General features: G+C 67.3%; 18 protein-coding genes. 12 read left to right on the forward strand and 6 right to left on the reverse strand.

Features of this window, described 5'->3' with window-relative positions:
* From CXY76_RS15430 to CXY76_RS15440, 3 genes are all read right to left on the reverse strand, one after another.
* Positions 1 to 341: biotin/lipoyl-containing protein (locus tag CXY76_RS15430; RefSeq protein WP_304481759.1), on the reverse strand; the 341-nt coding region annotated here is incomplete at its 3' end.
* A 67-nt stretch (positions 342 to 408) separates the two neighbouring features.
* A complete protein-coding gene (gene lpdA, locus CXY76_RS15435; RefSeq protein ID WP_104166123.1) occupies positions 409 to 1782 on the reverse strand; it encodes a dihydrolipoyl dehydrogenase in 1374 nt (457 codons plus the stop codon).
* 107 nt (positions 1783 to 1889) lie between these two features.
* Positions 1890 to 3377, reverse strand: coding sequence for a leucyl aminopeptidase (locus tag CXY76_RS15440; RefSeq protein ID WP_104166125.1), 1488 nt, complete (start codon positions 3375 to 3377; stop codon positions 1890 to 1892).
* 95 nt (positions 3378 to 3472) lie between these two features.
* Here CXY76_RS15440 and CXY76_RS15445 point away from each other — a divergent pair, with 95 nt between their 5' ends.
* The 5 genes from CXY76_RS15445 (at position 3473) to CXY76_RS15465 (ending at position 9376) form a co-directional block, all read left to right on the forward strand.
* Positions 3473 to 4396 carry a proteasome assembly chaperone family protein gene (locus tag CXY76_RS15445; RefSeq protein WP_104166127.1) on the forward strand — a complete coding sequence of 308 codons (924 nt, stop codon included), beginning with the start codon at positions 3473 to 3475 and terminating at the stop codon, positions 4394 to 4396.
* Between the two features lie 65 nt (positions 4397 to 4461).
* Positions 4462 to 5796, forward strand: a complete 1335-nt coding sequence (locus CXY76_RS15450) for a nitrate/nitrite transporter (protein WP_104166129.1) — start codon at positions 4462 to 4464, stop codon at positions 5794 to 5796.
* 238 nt (positions 5797 to 6034) lie between these two features.
* The gene (locus CXY76_RS15455) at positions 6035 to 7363 is read left to right on the forward strand and encodes an RNA polymerase sigma factor (protein ID WP_104166130.1); all 1329 of its coding nucleotides are present in this window, start codon (positions 6035 to 6037) and stop codon (positions 7361 to 7363) included.
* Positions 7364 to 7367: 4 nt separating this feature from the next.
* Positions 7368 to 8642, forward strand: a complete 1275-nt coding sequence (locus CXY76_RS15460) for a MurT ligase domain-containing protein (RefSeq protein WP_104166132.1) — start codon at positions 7368 to 7370, stop codon at positions 8640 to 8642.
* Positions 8639 to 9376, forward strand: a complete 738-nt coding sequence (locus tag CXY76_RS15465) for a type 1 glutamine amidotransferase (RefSeq protein ID WP_104166134.1) — start codon at positions 8639 to 8641, stop codon at positions 9374 to 9376. The genes CXY76_RS15460 and CXY76_RS15465 overlap by 4 nt, the downstream gene beginning before the upstream one ends.
* A 41-nt stretch (positions 9377 to 9417) precedes the next feature.
* Here CXY76_RS15465 and CXY76_RS15470 read toward each other — a convergent pair whose 3' ends face one another.
* Complete coding sequence (locus CXY76_RS15470) at positions 9418 to 9654, reverse strand: hypothetical protein (RefSeq protein ID WP_066595309.1); 237 nt, start codon at positions 9652 to 9654, stop codon at positions 9418 to 9420.
* A gap of 199 nt (positions 9655 to 9853) precedes the next feature.
* Here CXY76_RS15470 and CXY76_RS15475 point away from each other — a divergent pair, with 199 nt between their 5' ends.
* Positions 9854 to 11932, forward strand: a complete 2079-nt coding sequence (locus CXY76_RS15475) for a type IIA DNA topoisomerase subunit B (RefSeq protein WP_199190334.1) — start codon at positions 9854 to 9856, stop codon at positions 11930 to 11932.
* A gap of 40 nt (positions 11933 to 11972) precedes the next feature.
* Here CXY76_RS15475 and CXY76_RS15480 read toward each other — a convergent pair whose 3' ends face one another.
* Positions 11973 to 14459 carry a DNA topoisomerase (ATP-hydrolyzing) subunit A gene (locus CXY76_RS15480; protein WP_104166136.1) on the reverse strand — a complete coding sequence of 829 codons (2487 nt, stop codon included), beginning with the start codon at positions 14457 to 14459 and terminating at the stop codon, positions 11973 to 11975.
* 163 nt (positions 14460 to 14622) lie between these two features.
* Between CXY76_RS15480 and CXY76_RS15485 the strand changes: the two genes are divergently transcribed.
* Positions 14623 to 15705, forward strand: a complete 1083-nt coding sequence (locus CXY76_RS15485; protein ID WP_233199933.1) for an alkaline phosphatase family protein — start codon at positions 14623 to 14625, stop codon at positions 15703 to 15705.
* Positions 15706 to 15766: 61 nt separating this feature from the next.
* Here the strand turns inward: CXY76_RS15485 and CXY76_RS15490 are convergent, their stop codons facing one another.
* Positions 15767 to 16363 (reverse strand): DUF3043 domain-containing protein, encoded by a 597-nt coding sequence (locus CXY76_RS15490; protein WP_104166140.1) that lies wholly within the window; start codon positions 16361 to 16363, stop codon positions 15767 to 15769.
* 39 nt (positions 16364 to 16402) lie between these two features.
* Between CXY76_RS15490 and CXY76_RS15495 the strand changes: the two genes are divergently transcribed.
* From CXY76_RS15495 to CXY76_RS15515, 5 genes are all read left to right on the forward strand, one after another.
* Positions 16403 to 17839 carry a dipeptidase gene (locus tag CXY76_RS15495; protein ID WP_104166142.1) on the forward strand — a complete coding sequence of 479 codons (1437 nt, stop codon included), beginning with the start codon at positions 16403 to 16405 and terminating at the stop codon, positions 17837 to 17839.
* A 130-nt stretch (positions 17840 to 17969) separates the two neighbouring features.
* Positions 17970 to 18326, forward strand: a complete 357-nt coding sequence (locus CXY76_RS15500) for an iron-sulfur cluster assembly accessory protein (protein WP_104166144.1) — start codon at positions 17970 to 17972, stop codon at positions 18324 to 18326.
* Positions 18327 to 18592: 266 nt separating this feature from the next.
* The gene (gene coxB / locus CXY76_RS15505; RefSeq protein ID WP_104166146.1) at positions 18593 to 19480 is read left to right on the forward strand and encodes a cytochrome c oxidase subunit II; all 888 of its coding nucleotides are present in this window, start codon (positions 18593 to 18595) and stop codon (positions 19478 to 19480) included.
* Between the two features lie 3 nt (positions 19481 to 19483).
* A complete protein-coding gene (ctaD, locus tag CXY76_RS15510; protein WP_104166148.1) occupies positions 19484 to 21220 on the forward strand; it encodes a cytochrome c oxidase subunit I in 1737 nt (578 codons plus the stop codon).
* Positions 21221 to 21643, forward strand: a complete 423-nt coding sequence (locus CXY76_RS15515) for a cytochrome c oxidase subunit 4 (protein ID WP_104166150.1) — start codon at positions 21221 to 21223, stop codon at positions 21641 to 21643. It begins immediately after the preceding gene.
* Positions 21644 to 21706: the final 63 nt, after the last annotated feature.

Here is a 21706-nt window from a genome sequence, read left to right on the forward strand (position 1 = left end):
TCGGTCGAGGGAACCTCGGCGACGGGCGCCTCAGCGGCGGGTGCCTCGGCGGCGGGTGCCTCGGCGGCGGGTGCCTCGGCGACCGGGGCTGCGGCCGCAGCGGAGCCGTCGCCGATCGTCACCAGCGGGGTGCCGACCTCGACGGTCTCGTCCTCCTGGACGAGGATGGCTTCGATGATGCCGGCAACGGGGGATGGGATCTCCGTGTCGACCTTGTCGGTCGATACTTCGAGCAGCGGTTCGTCGACTTCGACGCGGTCTCCCACGTTCTTGAGCCAGCGGGTGACCGTACCCTCTGTGACACTCTCACCGAGTGCCGGGAGGTTGACGGATTCGCTCATGCGTTTGTCTCCTTTGAAACCATTAATGTCTGACCAATGTTAGTGAGAATCTGTGTGCCGAAACGGGTTACATCGCGTGCAAAGGCTTGCCGGCCAGAGCCAGGAAAGCTTCGCCGAGTGCTTCGTTCTGGGTGGGGTGCGCGTGCAGCAGCGGCGCGAGGTCCTCAGGGTAGGCCTCCCAGTTGACGATGAGCTGGCCCTCGCCGATCAGCTCGCCCACGCGGGCGCCGATCATGTGGATGCCGACGATGGGACCGTCAGCGACGCGGACGACCTTGATCGATCCGGTGGTGCCCAGGATCGAGCTCTTGCCGTTGCCGCCGAGGCTGTACTCGTAGCTGGAAACCTGGTCGGCGCCGAACTTGGCGGCCGCCTTGGCCTCGGTGTAGCCGACCGACGCGATTTCGGGGTCGCAGTAGGTGACCTTCGGGATGTTCAGGTCGTCGACGACGATCGGGGCCAGGCCCGCGATCTCCTCGGCGACAAAGATGCCCTGCTGGAAGCCGCGGTGCGCGAGCTGCAGTCCGGGGACGATGTCGCCGACGGCGAAGACGCCGGGGATGTTGGTGGCGAGGCGCTCGTCGGTGATGACGAAACCGCGGTCCATGGTGATGCCGACCTCTTCGAAGCCGAGGCCCGCGGTGGACGGGCCGCGTCCGACGGCGACGAGCAGCAGCTCGGCCTCGATCGTGGTGCCGTTCTCCAGCGTGACGACGACGCCGGAGTCATCCTGCGTTACCGACTGGAACCGCACGCCGAGGGAGAAGTCGATGCCGCGCTTGCGGAACGCCCGCTCGAGCTGCTTCGACACCGACTCTTCTTCGTTGGGAGCGAGGTGCGGGAGGGCTTCGATGATCGTGACGTCGGCGCCGAAGGACTTCCAGACGCTGGCGAACTCGACGCCGATGACGCCACCGCCGAGCACGGCGACCTTCTTGGGCACGTAGTTGAGCTCCAGGGCCTGCTCGCTGGTGATGACACGGCCTTCGATGGCCAGCCCCGGCAGCGAACGGGAGTACGACCCGGTGGCCAGCACCACGTTCTTGCCCACGATGGTGTCCTCGCCGACCTGCACGGTCGTGGGGGAGATCAGGCGACCCTCGCCGGCGATGACGGTGATACCGCGGGCCTTGATCAGTCCCTGGAGGCCACGGAACTTGCTCGCAACGATGCCCTCACGGAACTTGGTCACGGCGTCGATGTCGATGCCCTCGAAGGAGGTGTTCACGCCATACTTGGCCGACTCGCGGCTCACGTCCGCAACCTCGGCCGAGTGCAGCAGCGCCTTGGTCGGGATACAACCGACGTGCAGGCAGGTGCCACCGAGCTTGTCCTTCTCAATCAGGCCGACGGTCAGGCCCAGCTGAACGGCGCGCAAGGCGGCCGCGTAGCCGCCGCTGCCGCCACCGAGAACTACAAGGTCAAAATTCTGTTCAGACACCCAGATACTCCCTCGTGCATCACATACACTTTCACGGCCCGTCCGACGCACGTGTCGTGCGCGGGCGGGCGTTGAACGGCAAGGATTTTCCTGCCTATAAGACCTTACTACTTGCGCGAAAACTCCTCGGCCAGTCGCAACAGGGTCCGGACCGTCACGCCGGTCGGGCCGGGGGCGGTGAAGCCGAGCCCGCCGCCGACAAGCTGGGCGCTGCCGGCGATGTCCAGATGAGCCCAGGGGATGCGGGTGGCGTCGGCGTCCTCGCCTGTCGTGCCGATGAATTCGTTCAGGAAGACCGCGGCCAGGAGCATCCCGCCGCCGGTGTTGCCGATCTTGGCGTTCGCGATGTCCGCGACGTCGGAGTTGAGCAGGGCGCGCAGTTCCTCGGGCATCGGCATGGGCCAGGCCAGTTCGCCCTCTGCCTTGCTCGCGGTGAGGACCTGGGCCACGAGGTCGTCGTCGCCCAGCACCGCGGAGTACCGGGTGCCGAGGGCCACGATCGCGGCGCCGGTCAGGGTCGCGACGTCGATGATCGCGTCGGGGTTCTCCTCGCCCGCGGCGACGAGCCCGTCAGCGAGGACCAGCCGGCCTTCAGCGTCGGTGTTGAGCACCTCGACGGTGCGACCGCCGCGCATGGTCAGCACGTCGTTCGGGCGGATCGCGGATCCGGACGGCATGTTCTCGGCGATGCACAGCCACGCCGTGAGCCGCACGGGCAGGCGCAGGCGGGCCGCGGCCAGGGTGACGGCCAGCACGGTGGCGGCACCGGTCATGTCGTACTTCATGCCCACCATGGACGCCGGCGGCTTCAACGAGAGTCCGCCGGTGTCAAAGGTGATCCCCTTACCCACCAGCGCCAGGTGCTTGGTCGCCTCGATCGGGTCGTAACTGACCTTGACCAGTCGGGGAGGCCGGGTCGACCCCTGGCCCACACCGGCGATGCCGCCGAATCCGTCGGCGACGAGCTGGTCTTCGTCCCAGATCGTCAGCGTGACCGGGAGTCCCTCAGCGGCCGCAGCGGCGAGGTCGGCCAGGGACTGGGGATACAGGTCAAGCGGGGGCATGTTCACGAGGTCCTTCACCAGGCTCACGGCCTCGGCCACGATCCCGGCGCGGTCGGACGCGTCCTCATCGGCCTGATCCGTGTGCACGGTGATGTCGGCGGCCGGAAGCTTGGTGGCGGCCAGGGACGCCTTGCGGTAGGTCGTGAAGGCGTACGCACCGAGCGCAGCACCCTCCAGGACCGCCGCCGCCTGGTCCGCGTCGGCCAACGGCAGGGCGAACGCCACCGTGGCGGCGCCCGTGAGCTGGCGCACCGCTGAGCCGGCCGCGTAACGCAGCGACTCCGGTGTGACATCCGAGCCGAGCCCGACCACGGCGATGCTGCGCGCGGCTCCGACGACGGGCGCGAGGCGAACCACCTGGTCCTTCGTCCCGGTCACGCCGACGGCGGCGAACTGTGCCGCGATCCCCTCGAAGCCCGGGTCGGCGAACAGGGTCGGCCCGTCCTTTCCCTGCACGGCGCCGACAACGAGCACGTCGGCAGTGGATTCGATCGAGGGCTGTGCGGACACGGAAACGCGGGAAACGGTCATGCCTTGATGCTACGGGGCAGAGTGTTCGCTCTGGGCACCACGGCGGGAGGAGCGATTCTCCGACGCCGGGCGAATCGTCCGCCTAGAGTTAATGGATGCGCGATCCAGACGAAATCTATACGCTCACTTCGGACGCCGCAGGCGTTCCAGAAGGGCTGCATCTCGTCGCGGGCCTCACCGGATTCGCGGACGCCGGCGGCGCGGTGTCCCAGTTCACCGAATACCTGCTCGCGACCCTCGAGCACGAGGTCATCGCCGAGTTCGACGCGGATCTGCTGCTCGACTACCGGGCGCGGCGACCGATCATCTACTTCGATCAGGATCACCTGACTGACTACCAGCCGCCCCGGCTCCGGCTGTACCTGGCTCGGGACGAGATCGGCCAGCCGTTCCTGCTCCTGGCCGGCTTCGAACCCGACTTCCGGTGGGAGCAGTTCACTGCCGCGGTGCTCGATCTCGTCGGCCGGTTCACGGTGTCCTCCACCACGTGGGTGCACGCCATCCCGATGCCGGTCCCGCACACCCGACCCATCGGTGTGACGGTCAGCGGCAACCGCACCGACCTCATTGAGAGCATGTCGGTGTGGCGCCCGCACACCCAGGTGCCCGCCAACGCCCTGCACCTCGTGGAATTCAGGTTGCAGGAAATCGGCGCCTGGACCATCGGCTACGTCCTGCTGATCCCGCACTACCTCGCCGACACCGAATACCCGTCCGCGGCCCTGTCGGCCTTGGAAAGCACGAGCGCGTCGACCGGGCTGATCTTCCCCACCGATCGGCTGCGGGAGAAGAACCGCGAGTTCATCGGCCGGATCGACGAGCAGGTGGCGGAGAACCCCGAACTCGCCAAGCTCGTCGGCACCCTCGAAGAGCGCTACGACGCCTATATGGAGGGCAACACCCTGCGGTCGCCGTTGACCGACGAGGACGGCGCGCTGCCGTCGGCAGATGAAATCGCGGCGGAGCTCGAGAAGTTCCTCGCGACCAGACGTGGCCGGGACGACGGCCAACAGCCCTAGCCCGATGCCCACCCGGCGGGCCGCGATGGTCGGGGGGAGTGTCGCACCCGGCTAGATTGAGGCGAGTGAACTCTCGTCGATCCTGGTTGATCTTTTCCTTCGGATCGTTCGTCTACCTGGCCGCCGTCATGCAGCGCACCTCGCTCGGCATCGCGGGTGTGTCGGCAACCGAACGATTCGGCGGCTCGGCCGCCGTCCTGTCCAGCATGGCCGTGGTGCAGCTGATCGTCTACGCGGCGGCCCAGATCCCGGTCGGCGTGCTGATCGACAGGTTCGGGCCCCGCGTGCTGATGCTCGCCGGCACCGTCCTGATGGTGGCGGGGCAGCTGACGCTGGCCTTGGCACCGTCCATCACTCTCGCGGTGGTGGGGCGGATGCTGGTGGGTGCCGGCGACGCCGCAATCTTCATCTCGGTGATCAGGCTGATCACCTCCTGGTTCTCCGGCCGAATCGTGCCCCAGCTCTCGCAGTGGTTCGGCAACATCGGCCAGCTGGGCCAAGTGCTCTCGGCCGTGCCGCTGGCGTGGGTCCTGCGCGAGTTCGGCTGGACACCGGCGTTCCTGGGCGCCACCCTGGTGGTCTTCGTGGCCTTCGTGGTGGTTGTCGTGGGCATCCGCGACCGGCCGGCCGGGTCGCCGGACCAACCGCGGCCGCAGAGCTGGGGGAGCGCCCTGACCCAGCTGCGGCACAGCCTCAGCCGGCCGGGAACCCAGCTGGGCTTCTGGTCCCATTTCGTCACCCAGTCCTCCGGGACGGTTTTCACCCTCCTGTGGGGCTTCCCGTTCATGGTCTACGGTCTCGGCTACGAGTCGAGCATGGCCGCCATGATGCTCACCATCCCGGTTGCCGCCGGAATGATCTGCGGACCGATCCTGGGAGTACTGACGGCCCGGCATCCGCTGCGTCGCAGCAATATCGTGCTGGGCATCGTCACGGTCATGGCCGCGGCGTGGGCTGTGGTTCTCCTCTGGCCGGTGGCGCCGCCATTCTGGCTCATCGTCGTCCTGCTGATCGTGCTGGGCGGCGGTGGCCCGGGCTCGCTGATCGGCTTCGACTTCGCGCGCACGTTCAACCCGCAACGCAGTCTCGGGTCGGCCAACGGGGTCGTCAACGTCGGCGGGTTCCTGGCCAGTTTCGTGATGATGTTCCTGATCGGGGTGCTGCTGGACCTCCAGGACGGTTGGCGGCAGGCCCAGGGCGGCGCCAGCGACCTCTACGCGCTGGACTCGTTCCGTGTCGCGTTCGCCGTGCAGTTCCTGGTCGTCGGGATCGGTGTGCTCATGCTCGTGAGCACCCGCAAACGAACCAGGCGGCTGCTGTCCCGGGATGAGGGAATAGAAGTGGCGCCACTCTGGGTTGAACTCTCCAGGAGACTACGGCGACGCAGGCACGGAGAGTAAGAGTGCGTGGCTCGGTTTATACACAATCCGTGCAATAATTGTCAATAGGACCCGTTCTGGTTCCTGGGCGCACCGGCTGCTTGTCGGCTGCAATCCCGGGGACTTGACATGGGTCCTAGTACTGCCCAAAAACGTACTGCCCATAACCCCCGCTCTCAGATGAACCCGGCCCGGCCGAGTACCGCACTGAGCGAGGCCGCGCCGCACGCGCACGAACCACGGCATGAGAGGTGTTCGAATGGCAACCCCGACGAAGACAGAGCCCGAATTGAAGACCACCGAGACCCAGCCGGCCGACGACGCATCGACCGCCACCGCGGCCAAGACGCCCGCACAGAAGGCCGCGGCAACGCGTGCCGCCAAGGCCGCCGCCGCCGCCGGCGCCGACGCCCCTGAGAAGGCCGCGCCGCGCAAGCGCGCCGCGACCACGAAGGCCAAGGCGCCCGCGGGCAAGAAAAAGGCCGGCGCTGCCGAAGCCGGCGACGACGAGGCCGCCGCTCCCGGTGACGAGCACGACACCGACGACGACGACACCACCGACGGTGCCGCCAAGCGCGTCGCCCCTACCGAGCCGCTGCCCAAGGGTGCGCTCGTGCTGTCCCTCGTCGACGACGAGGATGAGGTCCCGGTCTACTCGAGCGCCATCACCGGCGCGACGGCCGACCCGGTCAAGGACTACCTGAAGCAGATCGGCAAGGTTGCGCTGCTCAACGCCGCCGAAGAAGTCGAACTGGCCATGCGCATCGAGGCCGGCCTGTTCGCCGAAGACAAGCTCTCGCAGATGACCGACGCCGAGAAGAAGAGCGCACTCGGACGCGAATTGCAGTGGGTCGCCAAGGACGGCGCCCGCGCGAAGAGCCACCTGCTCGGCGCCAACCTGCGTCTGGTCGTCTCCCTGGCCAAGCGGTACACCGGACGCGGAATGCAGTTCCTGGACCTGATCCAGGAGGGCAACCTGGGCCTCATCCGTGCGGTCGAGAAGTTCGACTACACCAAGGGCTTCAAGTTCTCCACCTACGCGACCTGGTGGATCCGCCAGGCCATCACCCGGGCCATGGCCGACCAGGCCCGCACCATCCGTATCCCGGTGCACATGGTCGAGGTCATCAACAAGCTCGCCCGCGTGCAGCGCCAGATGCTGCAGGATCTCGGCCGCGAACCCACGCCGGAGGAACTGAGCCGCGAGCTCGACATGACCCCGGAAAAGGTCGTCGAGGTGCAGAAGTACGGCCGCGAGCCGATCTCCCTGCACACCCCCCTCGGCGAGGACGGCGACAGCGAGTTCGGCGACCTGATCGAGGACACCGAAGCGGTGGTTCCCGCCGACGCGGTGGGCTTCACCATGCTGCAGAAGCAGCTGGAAAGCCTGCTCGACTCGCTGTCCGAGCGCGAAGCCGGCGTCATCCGGATGCGCTTCGGCCTGGGCGACGGCATGCCCAAGACCCTCGACCAGATCGGCGACACCTTCGGCGTCACGCGTGAGCGGATCCGTCAGATCGAGTCCAAGACCATGGCCAAGCTGCGCCACCCGTCCCGGTCGCAGTCGCTGCGCGACTACCTCGAGTAAAGAGTTGCCTCTGCGGTATGCGCCGGCGATCCTGCTCGGCAGGGTCGCACGCACCCTCGCGCGCTGGCGCAAGCCCGGTGGCGGGTCTGCGGTCCCCGGGCTGGTGGTCAACACCATCGCGCCCGGGTTCCTGCCGCGCACCCTGAACGGGTTCCCCGGCGGGCTCGTCATCGTCACGGGTTCGGCCGGTAAGTCCACGACCACCAAGATGCTCGTTGCCGCCCTGCGCGCGCACGGCATGTCGGTCTTCACCAACCAGTCGACGGCGAACATCAGCCAGGGACTCACCTCGGCGCTGCTGGAGCGGGTCAGCCTGACCGGCCGCATCGAGGGCGACATCGCGGTTCTCGAGATGGACGAGGGCCATGGCGCCCTGATCTCCGGCTCCCTGAACCCGCGCGTGGTCGTGCTGACCAACGTGATGGTGGACCAGATCGACCGTTTCCACGACTCCGACATGGTTGCCGCGATGCTGGCCAAGATCGCCGCCCGCGCCACCGGTTCCGTCGTGCTGAACGCCGATGACCTCTACCTGGCCCGGCTGGGCGACGGCGTCGTTTCCGGCGTCACCGTGGCCCGTTACGGAGTGTCGGACGAGGTGCTCGCCGCGAACCCGCGGGGATTGGGCTACTCGCTCACGTCGCCGACCCGGCTCGACGCTGCCGACGGCATGGTCCTGACCGGGGTCAGCGGGCTCGACGCCACCGTCCTGGTCGACGGCCGGGTGCACGAGCTGCGGTTGCCGGCCAGAGGCACCCACTACGCGGTGGATGCGCTCACCGCACTTGCCGCCGCGCGGTCGGCCCTGCTCGAGAGCTTCGACGCCGCCGTCGCGGTCGCGGCGATCTCCACCATCCCCCCGGTCTTCGGTCGCGGCGAGGTCGTGTCGGTGCGTGGCAGCACCGTGGAATTCGTGCTCGTGCAGAACCCGGCCAGCCTGCAGCTGAATGTGGACAGCCTGGACCCTGACACCGAACAGATCCTCGTCGCCGTCGGCTCCGACGTGCGCGACCCCTCCTACCTCTGGCCGGCCGACACGTCCGGCCTCGGCCACGTGCAGATCGCCTCGGGCTCGAAGGCCTACGATATCGGGCTGCAACTGGCCTACGACGGTGTGATCGTCGACCGGATCGAACCCGACCTCGGGCGGGCCCTCGACGACTTCCTGGCTCTGCCGGAACCTGCCCACGGTGTCAAGACGATCATCTTCTCGGCCGACTCGATGCGGCGTACCCGGGCGCACCTCGGCCTGGAAACCAACGAAGCGGACCCGTCATGACAGTCGACCACCCGGCAGACCTCACCATCGTGACCCTGCTCCCGCAGCTGCTGGACACCAACGGTGACGCCGCGAACGCGCGGGTTCTCGCGCAACGCGCCCGGTGGGCCGGCCGGTCAGCCCGGATCGTGCCCGTGCAGTCCGTTGCTGATCTTCCCGAGACCGTCGACCTCGTCGTCATCGGATCGGGAACCGACACCGACCTCGTCGCCGCACGCGACGCCCTCAGGGCCCTGGCCGAGCCACTGCGTGCCTGGCTGGCCGGGGGAGTGCCCGTGCTCGCCGTCGGCACCGGCTGGGAGCTGCTCAGCGCCGGGCTCGACCTGGCCGACGGCTCGACGGTCGACGGTCTCGGCCTCGTCTCGGGGCGCGCGAGCGCCCTGCCCGCCCGCGTCACCGACGACCTCGTCGTCGACGCCGACGGGCTGCGCCTGCTCGGCTTCGAAAACCACCTGCGCGGGTACGCCGGCGCCGCGGCCCCGCTGGGCACGGTGCCCTACGGCACCGGCAACGGCGACGGAACCGAGGGTGCAGTTGCCGGAAGCTTCATCGGCACTCACCTACACGGCCCGGTCCTGGCCCGCAATCCGCAGCTCGCCGACCGGATGCTCCGGTCGGCCTGCGCCGCCAGGGCGCTGTCACTGGCTCCGTCCGCGCAGACCGATGCGGTCGACGGCATAGCAAAAGCCGCACGCAACCAGGTTGCAGTGCGGCTCAGCCTCACCTCGGAGTAGGACTCACCCGGCCAGGAGCCGGGTGAGTCCTACCGGACGGGTTAGGACTTCTGGTCCTCGAAGAGTCGGCTCGACTCGTCGTGCCAGCTTTCGGCGATAGCGGCGAGCTTCTCCTGGTGCTTGCGTCCGTGGTGGGCGCAGAAGAGCAACTCGCTGTTATTCACGACTACACGAATGTAGGCCTGAGCGCCACAAGCGTCGCAGCGGTCGGCCGCGGTGAGCTGGTGGGGGGCGCCCTGTTGGTCGACGGCACCATTTTCGGTGGCGATCTGGGACATATTCTCCTCCTCCAGACTGATACCAGGTGATACCAATTGAATCCTTACTCACCATGTAAACACGGCCTGGCTCGGATTGGGCCACAGTTGGGTGACATTTCGCTCACCGCGTAGCATTCTGCGCGGTGCACCCGGCGCGGGGAGCCCGATCGAGTGTCGATCGGGGCTGAACGCGTTCGGGTCGCTATTCTTAACCGTTGTGAGTTCTGACTATTCCGCCCGCCACCTCTCGGTCCTCGAAGGCCTGGACGCGGTGCGCAAACGCCCCGGCATGTACATCGGATCGACCGACTCCCGCGGGCTCATGCACTGCCTCTGGGAGATCATCGACAACTCGGTCGACGAAGCGCTCAGCGGGCACGGGTCGTCGATCGGCATCGTGCTGCATCCCGACGAGAGCGTCGAGGTCAGCGACACGGCGCGCGGAATCCCGGTCGATATCGAACCGAAGACCGGCCTGAGCGGTGTGGAGGTCGTCTTCACCAAGCTGCACGCCGGCGGCAAGTTCGGCAGCGGCTCCTATGCGGCCTCCGGCGGCCTGCACGGCGTCGGCGCCTCTGTCGTGAACGCCCTGTCGGAACGCCTCGACGTCGAGGTCGACCGGGACGGCAAGACCTGGGCGATGTCCTTCCACCGCGGCGAACCCGGCGTCTTCGCCGACACCGGCGAGAAGAGCCCGGATGCGCCGTTCACGCCGTTCGAGAACAAGAGCGAACTGCGTGTGGTCGGCAAGGTGCGCAAGGGTGTCACCGGCACCCGGATCCGCTACTGGGCCGACCGTCAGATCTTCACCAAGGGCGCCACGTTCCAGACCGACGACCTGATGGGCCGGGCCCGCCAGACGGCGTTCCTGATTCCGGGCCTGACCATCAACATCGACGACCGTCGGAGCGCGGTGCCCGTCGCGGAGTCGTTCACCTTCGCCGGCGGCATCTCCGAGTTCGTTGACTACCTCGCCGTCGACACGCCGATCACCGACACCTGGCGGCTCACCGGAGCGGGAAGCTTCACCGAAACGGTGCCGGTGCTCACCGACACCGGGGCGATGATCCCCACCGAGCTCGTTCGGGAGTGCCAGGTCGACATCGCCCTGCGCTGGGGCACCGGGTACGACACCGTCATCAAGAGCTTCGTCAACATCATCGCCACCCCCAAGGGCGGCACCCACCAGGCCGGGTTCGACGCGGGGATGCTCAAGTTCCTGCGGGCGCAGGTCGAGCAGAACGCCAGGCGGCTCAAGGTCGGCTCTGACAAGCTGGAGAAGGACGACATCCTTGCCGGGCTCACCGCCGTGCTCACCGTCCGGCTACCCGAACCGCAGTTCGAGGGCCAGACCAAGGAGGTGCTCGGCACGCCGGCGGTGCGCGCCATCGTGGCCGCGGTGATCCAGAAGACCATGACCGAGCGGTTCAGCTCGACCAAGCGCGACGACAAGACCCAGTCGGCCGTGGTGCTCGACAAGATCGTGGCCGAGATGAAGTCGCGCATCTCCGCCCGCGCCCACAAGGAGACGCAGCGGCGCAAGAACGCCCTGGAGAGCTCCTCGCTGCCGGCGAAGCTGGTCGACTGCCGCAGCAACGACGTGGCCCTCAGCGAGCTGTTCATCGTCGAGGGCGACTCGGCGCTCGGTACCGCGAAACTGGCCAGGGACAGCGAGCACCAGGCGCTGCTGCCCATCAGGGGCAAGATCCTCAATGTGCAGAAGGCGTCGGTCGCCGACATGCTCTCCAACCTGGAGTGCGCGTCGATCATCCAGGTCATCGGCGCCGGCTCCGGGCGCAGCTTCGACCTGTCCGCCGCCCGCTATGGCAAGGTCATCATCATGAGCGACGCCGACGTCGACGGCGCGCACATCCGTACCCTGCTGCTCACCCTGTTCTTCAGGTACATGCGCCCCATGATCGAGGCCGGCCGGATCTTCGCCGCCGTGCCCCCTTTGCACAGGGTCGTCGTGATGAATCCGGGCAGCAAGCCCAACGAAACCATCTACACGTACTCCGAAGCCGAGTTGCAGGGTGTGCTCGCCGCGCTCAAGAAGAGCGGGAAGCGCTACCAGGATCCCATCCAGCGGTACAAGGGACTGGGCGAGATGGACGCCGACCAGTTGGCGACGACGACCATGGAGCGGGCACATCGCACCCTGCGCAGGGTTCGGGTCGCCGACGCCGAAATGGCGGGCAAGGTGTTCGAACTGCTGATGGGCAACGACGTCGCCCCGCGCAAGGAGTTCATCATCGACAGCTCGGACAAGCTCAGCCGCGAACGCATCGACGTCTGACCCGCCCGACAGGTGCGGGCCGGGCAGCCGAAAACCGGCGTCAGCCGATACCCGAACCGATCGAGCCGACGAGGGCGTCCAGCATGGTCCCGGAGGCATCGCGTCGGGCACCGGTGTCCGGCAGTGTGCGGGGAGAACCCTCGACGCCCAGTGCGCGTGCGGGTGCCGCACCCACCCAGGCCACACCGAGAACGTCTTCGCCCTTGAGGAAGCGGTGCGAGCGCACCCCTCCGGTGGCTCGGCCCTTGGCGGGGAACTCGGTGAAGGCGGACACCTTGGCGCTGCCGGGATCCGTTCCCGGCAGGGTCTGGCTGCCGGAGGCGATCGTCGCCACCACGGCCTCCTCGGCGGCGTCGGCCGCCAGGCTGGTGAAGAACACCACCCGCGCGTCCGGGCCCAGCTTGATGCCCGCCATCCCGCCGGCCGTGCGGCCCTGCGGGCGCACCGTCGATGCGGGGAAGCGCAACAACTGGGCGTCGGAGGCGACGAAGACCAGTTCGTCGTCCTCGGCGCCCTGGACGGCGCCCACGACCTCGTCGCCGGGCTTGAGCGCGATGATCTCGAAATCGGGCTTGTTCGCCCAGTCGTTCGGGGTGACCCGCTTGACGATGCCCTGCCGGGTGCCGAGCGCGATGGCCCGGTCGCTGTCCAGGGCCACGAGGGCGCGCACCACTTCACCGCCGCTGCCCAGCGAGAGGTAGTCGCGCACGCGCACACCGGCCGCCAACTGGATCGAGGTGGGCGGCAGCACGGGCAGGTCAACGGGGGAGAAGCGGATGAGCCGGCCCTTATTGGTCACGGCACCGATCTCCGAGCGGCTGGAGGTGTCCAGGGCGGACAGGACGGCGTCGTGCTTGCTGCGGCGGTGCGCCGGCGTGATGCGTTCGGTCTGGTCGTCGCCGGGCTGCGGCAGGTCCACCCTGGCGATGCGGCCCGTGCTGCTCAGATACACGCGGGTGGGGGAGTCTGACACTTCGAGCACGGCCGTCTTCCGCGCCGAGGCGCCGGCAATGCTCGGACGGGCCTCGGTGAGCAGGGTGCGCCGCGGGGTGCCGAACCTGTCGGAGATGGCGGCCAGCTCGTCCGAGACGAGGGTGCGGATGGCCTGCTTGCTGGCGAGCAGGGCTTGCAGCTCCTTGATCTCGGCGAGCAGCTGGTCTCGCTCGGTTTCGAGTTCGATGCGGGAGAACCTGGTGAGCCGGCGCAGCCGCAGCTCGAGAATGTACTCGGCCTGCAGCTGGCTGAGATCGAACACGTCGATGAGCCGGGTGCGGGCCTGCTCGGTGTCGTCGCTGGCGCGGATCACCTGGATGACCTCGTCGATGTCGAGGATCGCGATGAGCAGTCCCTCGACCAGGTGCAGGCGTTCCAGGCGACGGGCGAGTCGGTACGCGGTACGCCGGGTGACGACCTCGACGCGGTGGTTGACGTACACCTGCAGCAGCTCGACCAGGCCCAGCGTCTGCGGGCCGCCGTTGACGAGGGCGACGGCGTTGATGTTGAAGGAATCCTCTAGCGGAGTCACCCTGTACAGCTGCTCGAGCACGGCCTCGGGGCTGAAACCGGTCTTGATCCCGATCACGAGCCGCAGGCCCTTGGTGCGGTCGGTGAGGTCGGTGACGTCGGAGATGCCGCTGAGCTTCTTGGAGTTGACGCCGTCCTTGATCTTCTCGATCACCCGTTCGGGCCCGACCAGGTAGGGCAGCTCGCTGACGACGAGTCCGGCCTTGCGGGCGGTGATCGCCTCGACCGACACCTTGGCCCGGGTCTTGAAGCTGCCGCGACCGGTCAAGTAGGCGTCCTTGATGCCGGCCAGGCCCACGATGGTGCCGCCGGTGGGCAGGTCGGGGCCCGGCACGAACTCCATGAGCTCGTCCAGGGTCGCGCGCGGGTGGGCGAGCAGGTGCCTGGCGGCGCCGATGACCTCGACGAGGTTGTGCGGGGCCATGTTGGTGGCCATGCCCACCGCGATGCCGCTGGCCCCGTTGACGAGAAGGTTGGGGTACGCCGCCGGCAGCACGTCCGGCTGGGTGAGCTGGTTGTCGTAGTTGGGCACAAAATCCACGACGTCTTCGTCGAGGTGCTCGGTCATCGCCAGGGCCGGTGCCGCCAGGCGCGCCTCGGTGTACCGGGGTGCGGCGGGCCCGTCGTCGAGGGACCCGAAGTTGCCGTGCCCGTCGATCAGCGGAACCCGGAGGGTGAAGGCCTGGGCCATCCGAACCATGGCGTCGTAAATGGCGGTGTCGCCGTGCGGGTGCAGCTTTCCCATCACCTCGCCGACGACTCTGGCCGACTTCACGTGCCCGCGGTCGGGCTTCAGGCCCATCTCGCTCATCTGGTACAGGATGCGGCGCTGCACCGGCTTGAGGCCGTCCCTGGCGTCGGGGAGGGCACGGGAGTAGATCACCGAGTAGGCGTACTCGAGGAACGACCCCTGCATCTCCGTTGACACATCGACGTCTTCGATGCGCTCGGTGGATGCGGCGGACCCCGTGTTGGCTGACACTGTCTTGTCTGAGCGGCTCATTCGTAGATTCTGAGTGTGGTGCATGTCGGCAGAACCGGGAGCACCAGGCTGATGCGCACGGACCTGCGCTGAGGAAACCTGCGGCCGGGTCTATGTCAGACTGGGCCAGATGCCCCCTATGTTACCGGTCCGGCCCTTCAGCGCCGTTCGCCTTGCCGACGTTTTGACAAGTTCGCTGGCCTCGGTCCGGTCCCAGCCGAACCCGCTCGGGCTCCCGCCGGCCGGCAAGGCACTCGTGCTCCTCGCGGACGGCCTCGGGGTGAGCAACCTGCGCGCACGCGCCGGGCATGCCCGGTTCCTCACCTCGCATCTGGCCAAGACCGACGTCGTCGACGGGGTGTTCCCGGCCACGACCGCCGCGGGCATCGCCTCGCTGACGACCGGGGTCGCGCCCGGCACCCACGGGCTGGTCGGCTACAAGGTCTTCGACGCGGCCAACGACAGGGTGGTCAACCAGCTCACCGGCTGGGACGAGCGGATGGAACCGCACAGCTGGCAGAACCAGCCGACGGTCTTCGACACGGCCGCGGCGGCCGGGATTCCCAGTTTCGCCGTCGGGCCCAAGCGGTTCACGGATTCCGGCTTCAGCCAGGCGGTGCTGCGCGGTGCCGGCTATGTGCCGGCCGAGACCATCGGTGCGCGGTTCGCCGCGGCGCGGGCGATCTTCGACGCCGAGCCCACGGCCCTGATCTACCTGTACGTGCCCGAACTGGACGTCAACGCGCACGCCCACGGCTGGGAATCCGCTCGGTGGCTGGCGCAGCTGGAGAGCCTCGATGCCGAAACGGCGCGGTTCGCCGGCACCCTGCGCCCGGACGAGGGCATGATCCTCACGGCAGACCACGGAGTCGTCGATGTTCCCGCGGCCAAGCAGGTGCTCTTCGACACCGTGCCGGCCCTCGTCGCCGGGGTGCGCCACATCGGCGGTGACCCCCGCTGCCTGCAGCTCTACACCGAGGACGGTGTCGACGCCGACGCGCTGGCGGAGACCTGGCGTGGGGTCGAGGGGGAGCGCGCCTGGATCTTCACGCGCAGCGAGGCCGTGGCTGCGGGCCTGTTCGGCGCGGTGCGCGACGATGCCGCGGCTCGGATCGGCGACGTCATCGTGGCGGCACGGAAGCTGATCGCCTATTACGACTCCCGGGAGCCCAACCAGTCCGCTCGGAGCATGGTCGGCCAGCACGGCTCGCTGACCGACGAGGAACTTCGAGTTCCCGTCATCAGGTTGGGCGCCTACCGGCGTTGACCCGACACACAGAAAAACCCCTCGGAGCCGGCTCCGAGGGGTTTTTGTGTGCTGTCGTGGATCAGGCCGGGTACTGGCCGCGCTTGACCTGCGGCTTCGGCAGGCGCATGACCCGCAGCTGCAGTGCTCGCATGGCCGCGTACCAACGCACCTTCTCGGCCCTGTCGGCGCCGAACTTGGCCTGGATCTTCTTGGTCAGAATGAAACCGAGCACGATGCAGTCGCCGATCGCGACCAGGAAGAACGCCCAGAGAGCGAGGATGCCGTAGGTCTGCACGGACGGATCCGGGAAGAAGGTGAGCAGGATGACCAGGAACATCACCGGGATCATGAACTCGCCCACGTTGAATCGCGCGTCGATGTAGTCACGGGCGAAACGCTTCTGCGGTCCACGCTCGCGCACCGGGAGGTACTTGTCGTCACCGGCGGCCATGCCGAGCCGGGCCTTCTCGCGGGCCTCGGCCGACTTCGCCCGCGCCTGCTTGGCGGCGAGCTTGCGGTCGTCCGGAACGAGCGGGCGTTTGTTCGCGGCCTCCTGCACACGGCGGCTCGGTGTGGGCTGGCCCTTGCGCGTTGACGTACCGGCCAGGCGGGACTTCGTCTCGTCGGCGGACTCGATCGACGGTTCTGCGCCGGGATTTACAGGTTGCTTAGCCACATCAGTTCCTTGCACTTAGGTTGCCTTAAGATTACTCGCATGACGGATACCGCGGACACAGCAGCAGCAACCACCCAGCAAGTCGCAGCACAAACCCTCGAATCGGCGCTGCGGAACGCCGTCGAACGGGAGCTTCCCCGTACGGTCGCCGACCTGTGCGCCCTGGTGCGGATCCCCTCGGTGTCCTGGGCGGCGTTCGACCGCGATCACGTGCGCGTCAGCGCCGACGCCGTCGCCGAGCTGGTGCGCGAGATCGGGATCTTCGACACCGTCACGGTCACCCAGGCCGGCATCCCCGGTACCGACGAACTCGGACAGCCTGCCATCCTCGCCACCCGCGCGGCCAGGAACGGCCGCCCCACGGTTCTGCTCTACGCCCACCATGACGTGCAGCCTCCCGGGCTCGACGACGCGTGGGACTCACCGCCCTTCGAACCGACACTGCGCGGGGACCGACTGTACGGCCGCGGCGCCGCGGACGACAAGGCCGGCGTGATGGCGCACGTCGCCGCATTGCGGGCCCTGCTCGCTGCAACCGGCGGGGACCTTGACCTCGGCCTGGCCCTCTTCATCGAGGGCGAGGAAGAATTCGGCAGCCGTTCCTTCGCCACCTTCCTCACCGAGAACCGGGACGCGCTCCGCGCCGACGCAATCGTCGTCGCCGACTCGAACAACTGGGACGTCGACACTCCGGCCATCACCATCGGACTGCGGGGCAACGTCACGTTCCGGCTCACTGTCAGCACGTTGGCGCACGCGTCGCACTCCGGAATGTTCGGCGGGGCCGTGCCGGACGCGATGATGGCGACCATCAAGCTGCTGGGCACCCTGTACGCCGCAGACGGGTCCGTCGCGATCAGCGGTCTCACCAGTCACGACGCGCCGACCCCGCCGTACGACGAAGCCGCGCTGCGTCAGGAGACCGGCCTGCTCGACGGGGTCGCCCCGATCGGGCACGGCTCCATTCTCAGCCGCATCTGGTCCCAGCCCGCGCTGACGGTGACGGGTATCGACGCGCCCACCGTCGCCAATGCGTCCAACACCCTCACACCCGCGGTCAGCGTGCAGATCAGCGTGCGGATCGCGCCGGGCCAGTCCGCCAGGGAGGCTGCCACCGTTATCGAGGCGCACCTGCGGGCGAACGCGCCGTTCGGCGCCCACGTCGCCATCGACGACCTGGACACCGGAGAACCGTTCCTGGTCGACACCGGCGGGTGGGCCGTGGCCGAGACGCGGCTGGCTATGACGGCCGGCTGGGGCGTGGAACCCGTCGACATCGGAGTGGGCGGCTCGATCCCGTTCATTGCGGACCTCGTCCGGGAGTTCCCCGAAGCGCAGATCCTGGTGACCGGTGTGGAAGACCCCGATTCCCGCGCGCACAGCCCCAACGAGTCGCTGCACCTGGGCGTCTTCAAACGGGCCGTGCTCAGCGAGGCGTTCCTTCTGGGCCGCCTGAACGACCGCACGGGCCACTGATCCACAGAAAGCGTCCGCGTGATCCAGCCCGCTCACGGCACGGCCGGATACACTAAGAGAAGATTCGCCGGCGGACCCCATGCGCGTGGGATGCTCACCGACGCGAAACCGGATAATACCGAGGAGCACCATGACCGACACGATCGAAACCAGCACAGCCGCCCACGGCGTCGGCCTCACCGACGTCGCCGCCGCGAAGGTTCGCAGCCTGCTCACCCAGGAAGGCCGCGAAGACCTGCGTCTGCGAGTCGCGGTTCAGCCCGGCGGCTGCTCCGGCTTGATTTACCAGTTGTACTTCGACGAACGCACCCTCGAGGGTGACGCCGTCAGGGACTACGACGGTGTCGAGGTCGTCGTCGACAAGATGAGCGTCCCGTATCTCGAGGGCGCCTCCATCGACTTCGAGGACACCATCCAGAAGCAGGGCTTCACCATCGACAACCCGAACGCCGGCGGCAGCTGCGCATGTGGAGACTCGTTCAACTAGCGCTCCGATCGATACACACGAAGGAGACCGTCCATGGGACGGTCTCCTTTTGTGTATATCGGCGTCGTGTGCCCGCCGCCGACGTCTCTTCCCCCGTCAAAACGGCCTCGAACAGGCCCTTCGGCCCTGTTGTGATGCGCCGATCGGGGTGGAGAATTGCGACGGGCCCGTCGCTCGTGCACTCGGGCGGGACCGGCGCGGAGTAAGCTAAAGATGATAAACGCACTTCCTGTGTAGTGCCTTCACGTCTTTCCGAAAGGTCACCGGTGCTCAAAAACCGCCGTCTCCGATGGGCCGTCATTCCGGTCGCAGCAACGCTAGCCATAGTCCTCGCCGGATGCACCCAGGCTCAGCTCAACGGGTACCTGCCCGGTTTCGAGGAGGGCGAGTCCCCGGTAACCAACAACACCGAGCGGGTGTCCGGTCTGTGGACCACCTCGTGGATCGTGCTGCTGATCGTGGGTCTGATCACCTGGGGCCTCACGATCTGGTCCGTCGTCGTCTACCGCCGACGCAAGGGCCAGACCGGCCTTCCGGTGCAGCTGCGCTACAACATGCCGATCGAGATCTTCTACACGATCGTCCCCCTCATCCTGGTGCTGGGCTTCTTCGCGTTCACCGCGCGGGACCAGAACGCCATCGAGGCACGGTTCGAGGAACCCGACCTGCAGATCGAAGTGATCGGCAAGCAGTGGGCGTGGGACTTCAACTACGTCACCGACGACGTCTACACCCAGGGCATCCAGGGTCAGCCGGACCTCGACGGCGAGAAGGGCGCGCTGGTCGAGTCCGAGATCCCCACGCTCGTGCTGCCGGTCGGCAAGAAGATCGAGATCGCCCTCGAGGCGCGCGACGTGATCCACTCCTTCTGGGTCATCGACTTCCTCTACAAGAAGGACATGATCCCGGGCAAGACCAACTACATGTCGGTCATCCCCGAACGGGTCGGCACCTACGCCGGCAAGTGCGCCGAACTCTGCGGCGAGTACCACTCGCTGATGCTCTTCAACGTGGAGGTCGTGTCCGAGGCGGACTACGAGGCCTACGTCGACTCCCTGCGCGCCGCCGGCAACGACGGCCAGGTTTCCAACGAATACGACCGCAACCTGAACCAACCAGGCACCGACGCCCCGACGGCTGAGGAAGGCAACTAGACCATGAGCACGACAACAGCTCCCGCCGGCGCCCCGGCCGCGCCCTCGGCCGCACGGCCGACCGGCGTAGACCGCAAGGGCAACATCATCGTTCGGTGGATCACGTCCACCGACCACAAGGTCATCGGCTACATGTACCTGATCACCTCGTTCATCTACTTCTGCCTCGGCGGGGTGATGGCGCTCGTGATGCGCGCCCAGCTCTTCGAACCCGGGCTGCAGATCGTGCAGACCAAGGAGCAGTACAACCAGCTCTTCACGATGCACGGCACCATCATGCTGCTGATGTTCGCCACGCCGCTGTTCTTCGGCTTCGCGAACGCCCTGATGCCGCTGCAGATCGGTGCCCCCGACGTCGCCTTCCCGCGACTGAACGCCTTCTCCTTCTGGCTGTTCTTCTTCGGCAGCCTGATCGCGGTCGGCGGCTTCCTCACCCCGCAGGGAGCGGCATCGTTCGGCTGGTTCGCCTACCAACCGCTGGCGAGCACAACGTTCTCGCCGGGCATCGGCGGCAATCTCTGGATGGTGGGCCTGGGCCTCTCGGGCTTCGGCACGATCCTCGGTGGCGTGAACTTCATCACCACCATCATCACCATGCGCGCGCCGGGCATGACCATGTTCCGGATGCCGATCTTCACCTGGAACACTCTCGTCACCTCGCTGCTGATCCTGATGGCGTTCCCGGTCCTCGCCGCGGCCATGCTCGCCGCCGCCAGCGACCGGATCTTCCAGTCGCACATCTACGACCCGGCCAACGGTGGCGCCATTCTCTGGCAGCACCTGTTCTGGTTCTTCGGCCACCCCGAGGTGTACATCATCGCCCTGCCGTTCTTCGGCATCGTGTCCGAGGTGTTCCCGGTCTTCAGCCGGAAGCCCATCTTCGGGTACAAGACCCTGATCTACGCGACCATCTCCATCGCGGCGCTGTCCGTGACGGTGTGGGCACACCACATGTACGTGACCGGCTCGGTCCTGCTGCCGTTCTTCTCCCTGATGACCATGCTCATCGCCGTTCCGACGGGCGTGAAGATCTTCAACTGGATCGGCACCATGTGGCGCGGTTCGCTGACCTTTGAGACCCCCATGCTCTGGGCCATCGGCTTCCTCATCACGTTCACCTTCGGTGGCCTGACCGGGGTCATCCTCGCCTCGCCGCCGCTGGACTTCCACGTGTCAGACACCTACTTCGTGGTCGCCCACTTCCACTACGTGGTGTTCGGCACCGTCGTCTTCGCCATGTTCAGCGGCTTCTACTTCTGGTGGCCCAAGTGGACCGGCAAGATGCTCAACGAGCGCCTGGGCAAGTGGCACTTCTGGCTCCTGTTCATCGGTTTCCACACGACCTTCCTCGTGCAGCACTGGCTCGGAGTGGTGGGCATGCCCCGCCGCTACGCGTCCTACCTGCCCGACGACGGGTTCACCTGGATGAACCAGCTGTCCACCGTCGGGTCGATGATCCTCGCCGTGTCGATGATCCCGTTCTTCCTGAACGTGTATGTCACCGCCCGCACGGCTCCCAGGGTCACGGTCAACGACCCGTGGGGCTACGGCGCCTCCCTGGAATGGGCGACATCGTGCCCGCCGCCGCGCCACAACTTCACGTCGATCCCGCGCATCCGCTCCGAGCGTCCCGCCTTCGACCTGAACCACCCGGAGGTCGGCATGCCCGTCGGTATCGGTCCGGCAAAGGACGCACCGGATGCTCCCACCTATGACGCAGGATCGGAAAAGGTTAAGTAGATGAAAGCCAATGTCAACCTTTACTGGATCCTGACGGGATTCCTCGCGCTGGTCGCAGTCGCGTACGTCGTGTGGGGCCTCGTCGACCCGACCCAGGGTCGCATCGAGTGGGTCGGAACCTTCGCGATCTCGCTCTGCGCCCTGCTCGTGGCGTTCATCGCCTTCTACCTGTCCCGCGTCTACAAGGCGCAGGGCGGCGAGCTGCCCGAAGACATGCTCGACGCGAACATCGATGACGGCGACCCCGAGCTGGGCTTCTTCAGCCCATGGAGCTGGTGGCCGATCATGCTCGCGGCCAGCGCCGCGCTGCTGTTCCTGGGACTGGCCGTGGGTTTCTGGATCTCATTCATCGCGGTCGGCATCGGCGTGATCAGCCTCGTCGGCTGGGTCTACGAGTACTACCGCGGACTCTTCGCCCGCTAGGCCTCGACACCGCACGAAAAAGCGCCAGTGACCTTAGGGTCGCTGGCGCTTCGTCGTGTGCCG

Source organism: Cryobacterium sp. N22 (assembly GCF_002929555.1).
GTDB lineage: Bacteria > Actinomycetota > Actinomycetes > Actinomycetales > Microbacteriaceae > Cryobacterium.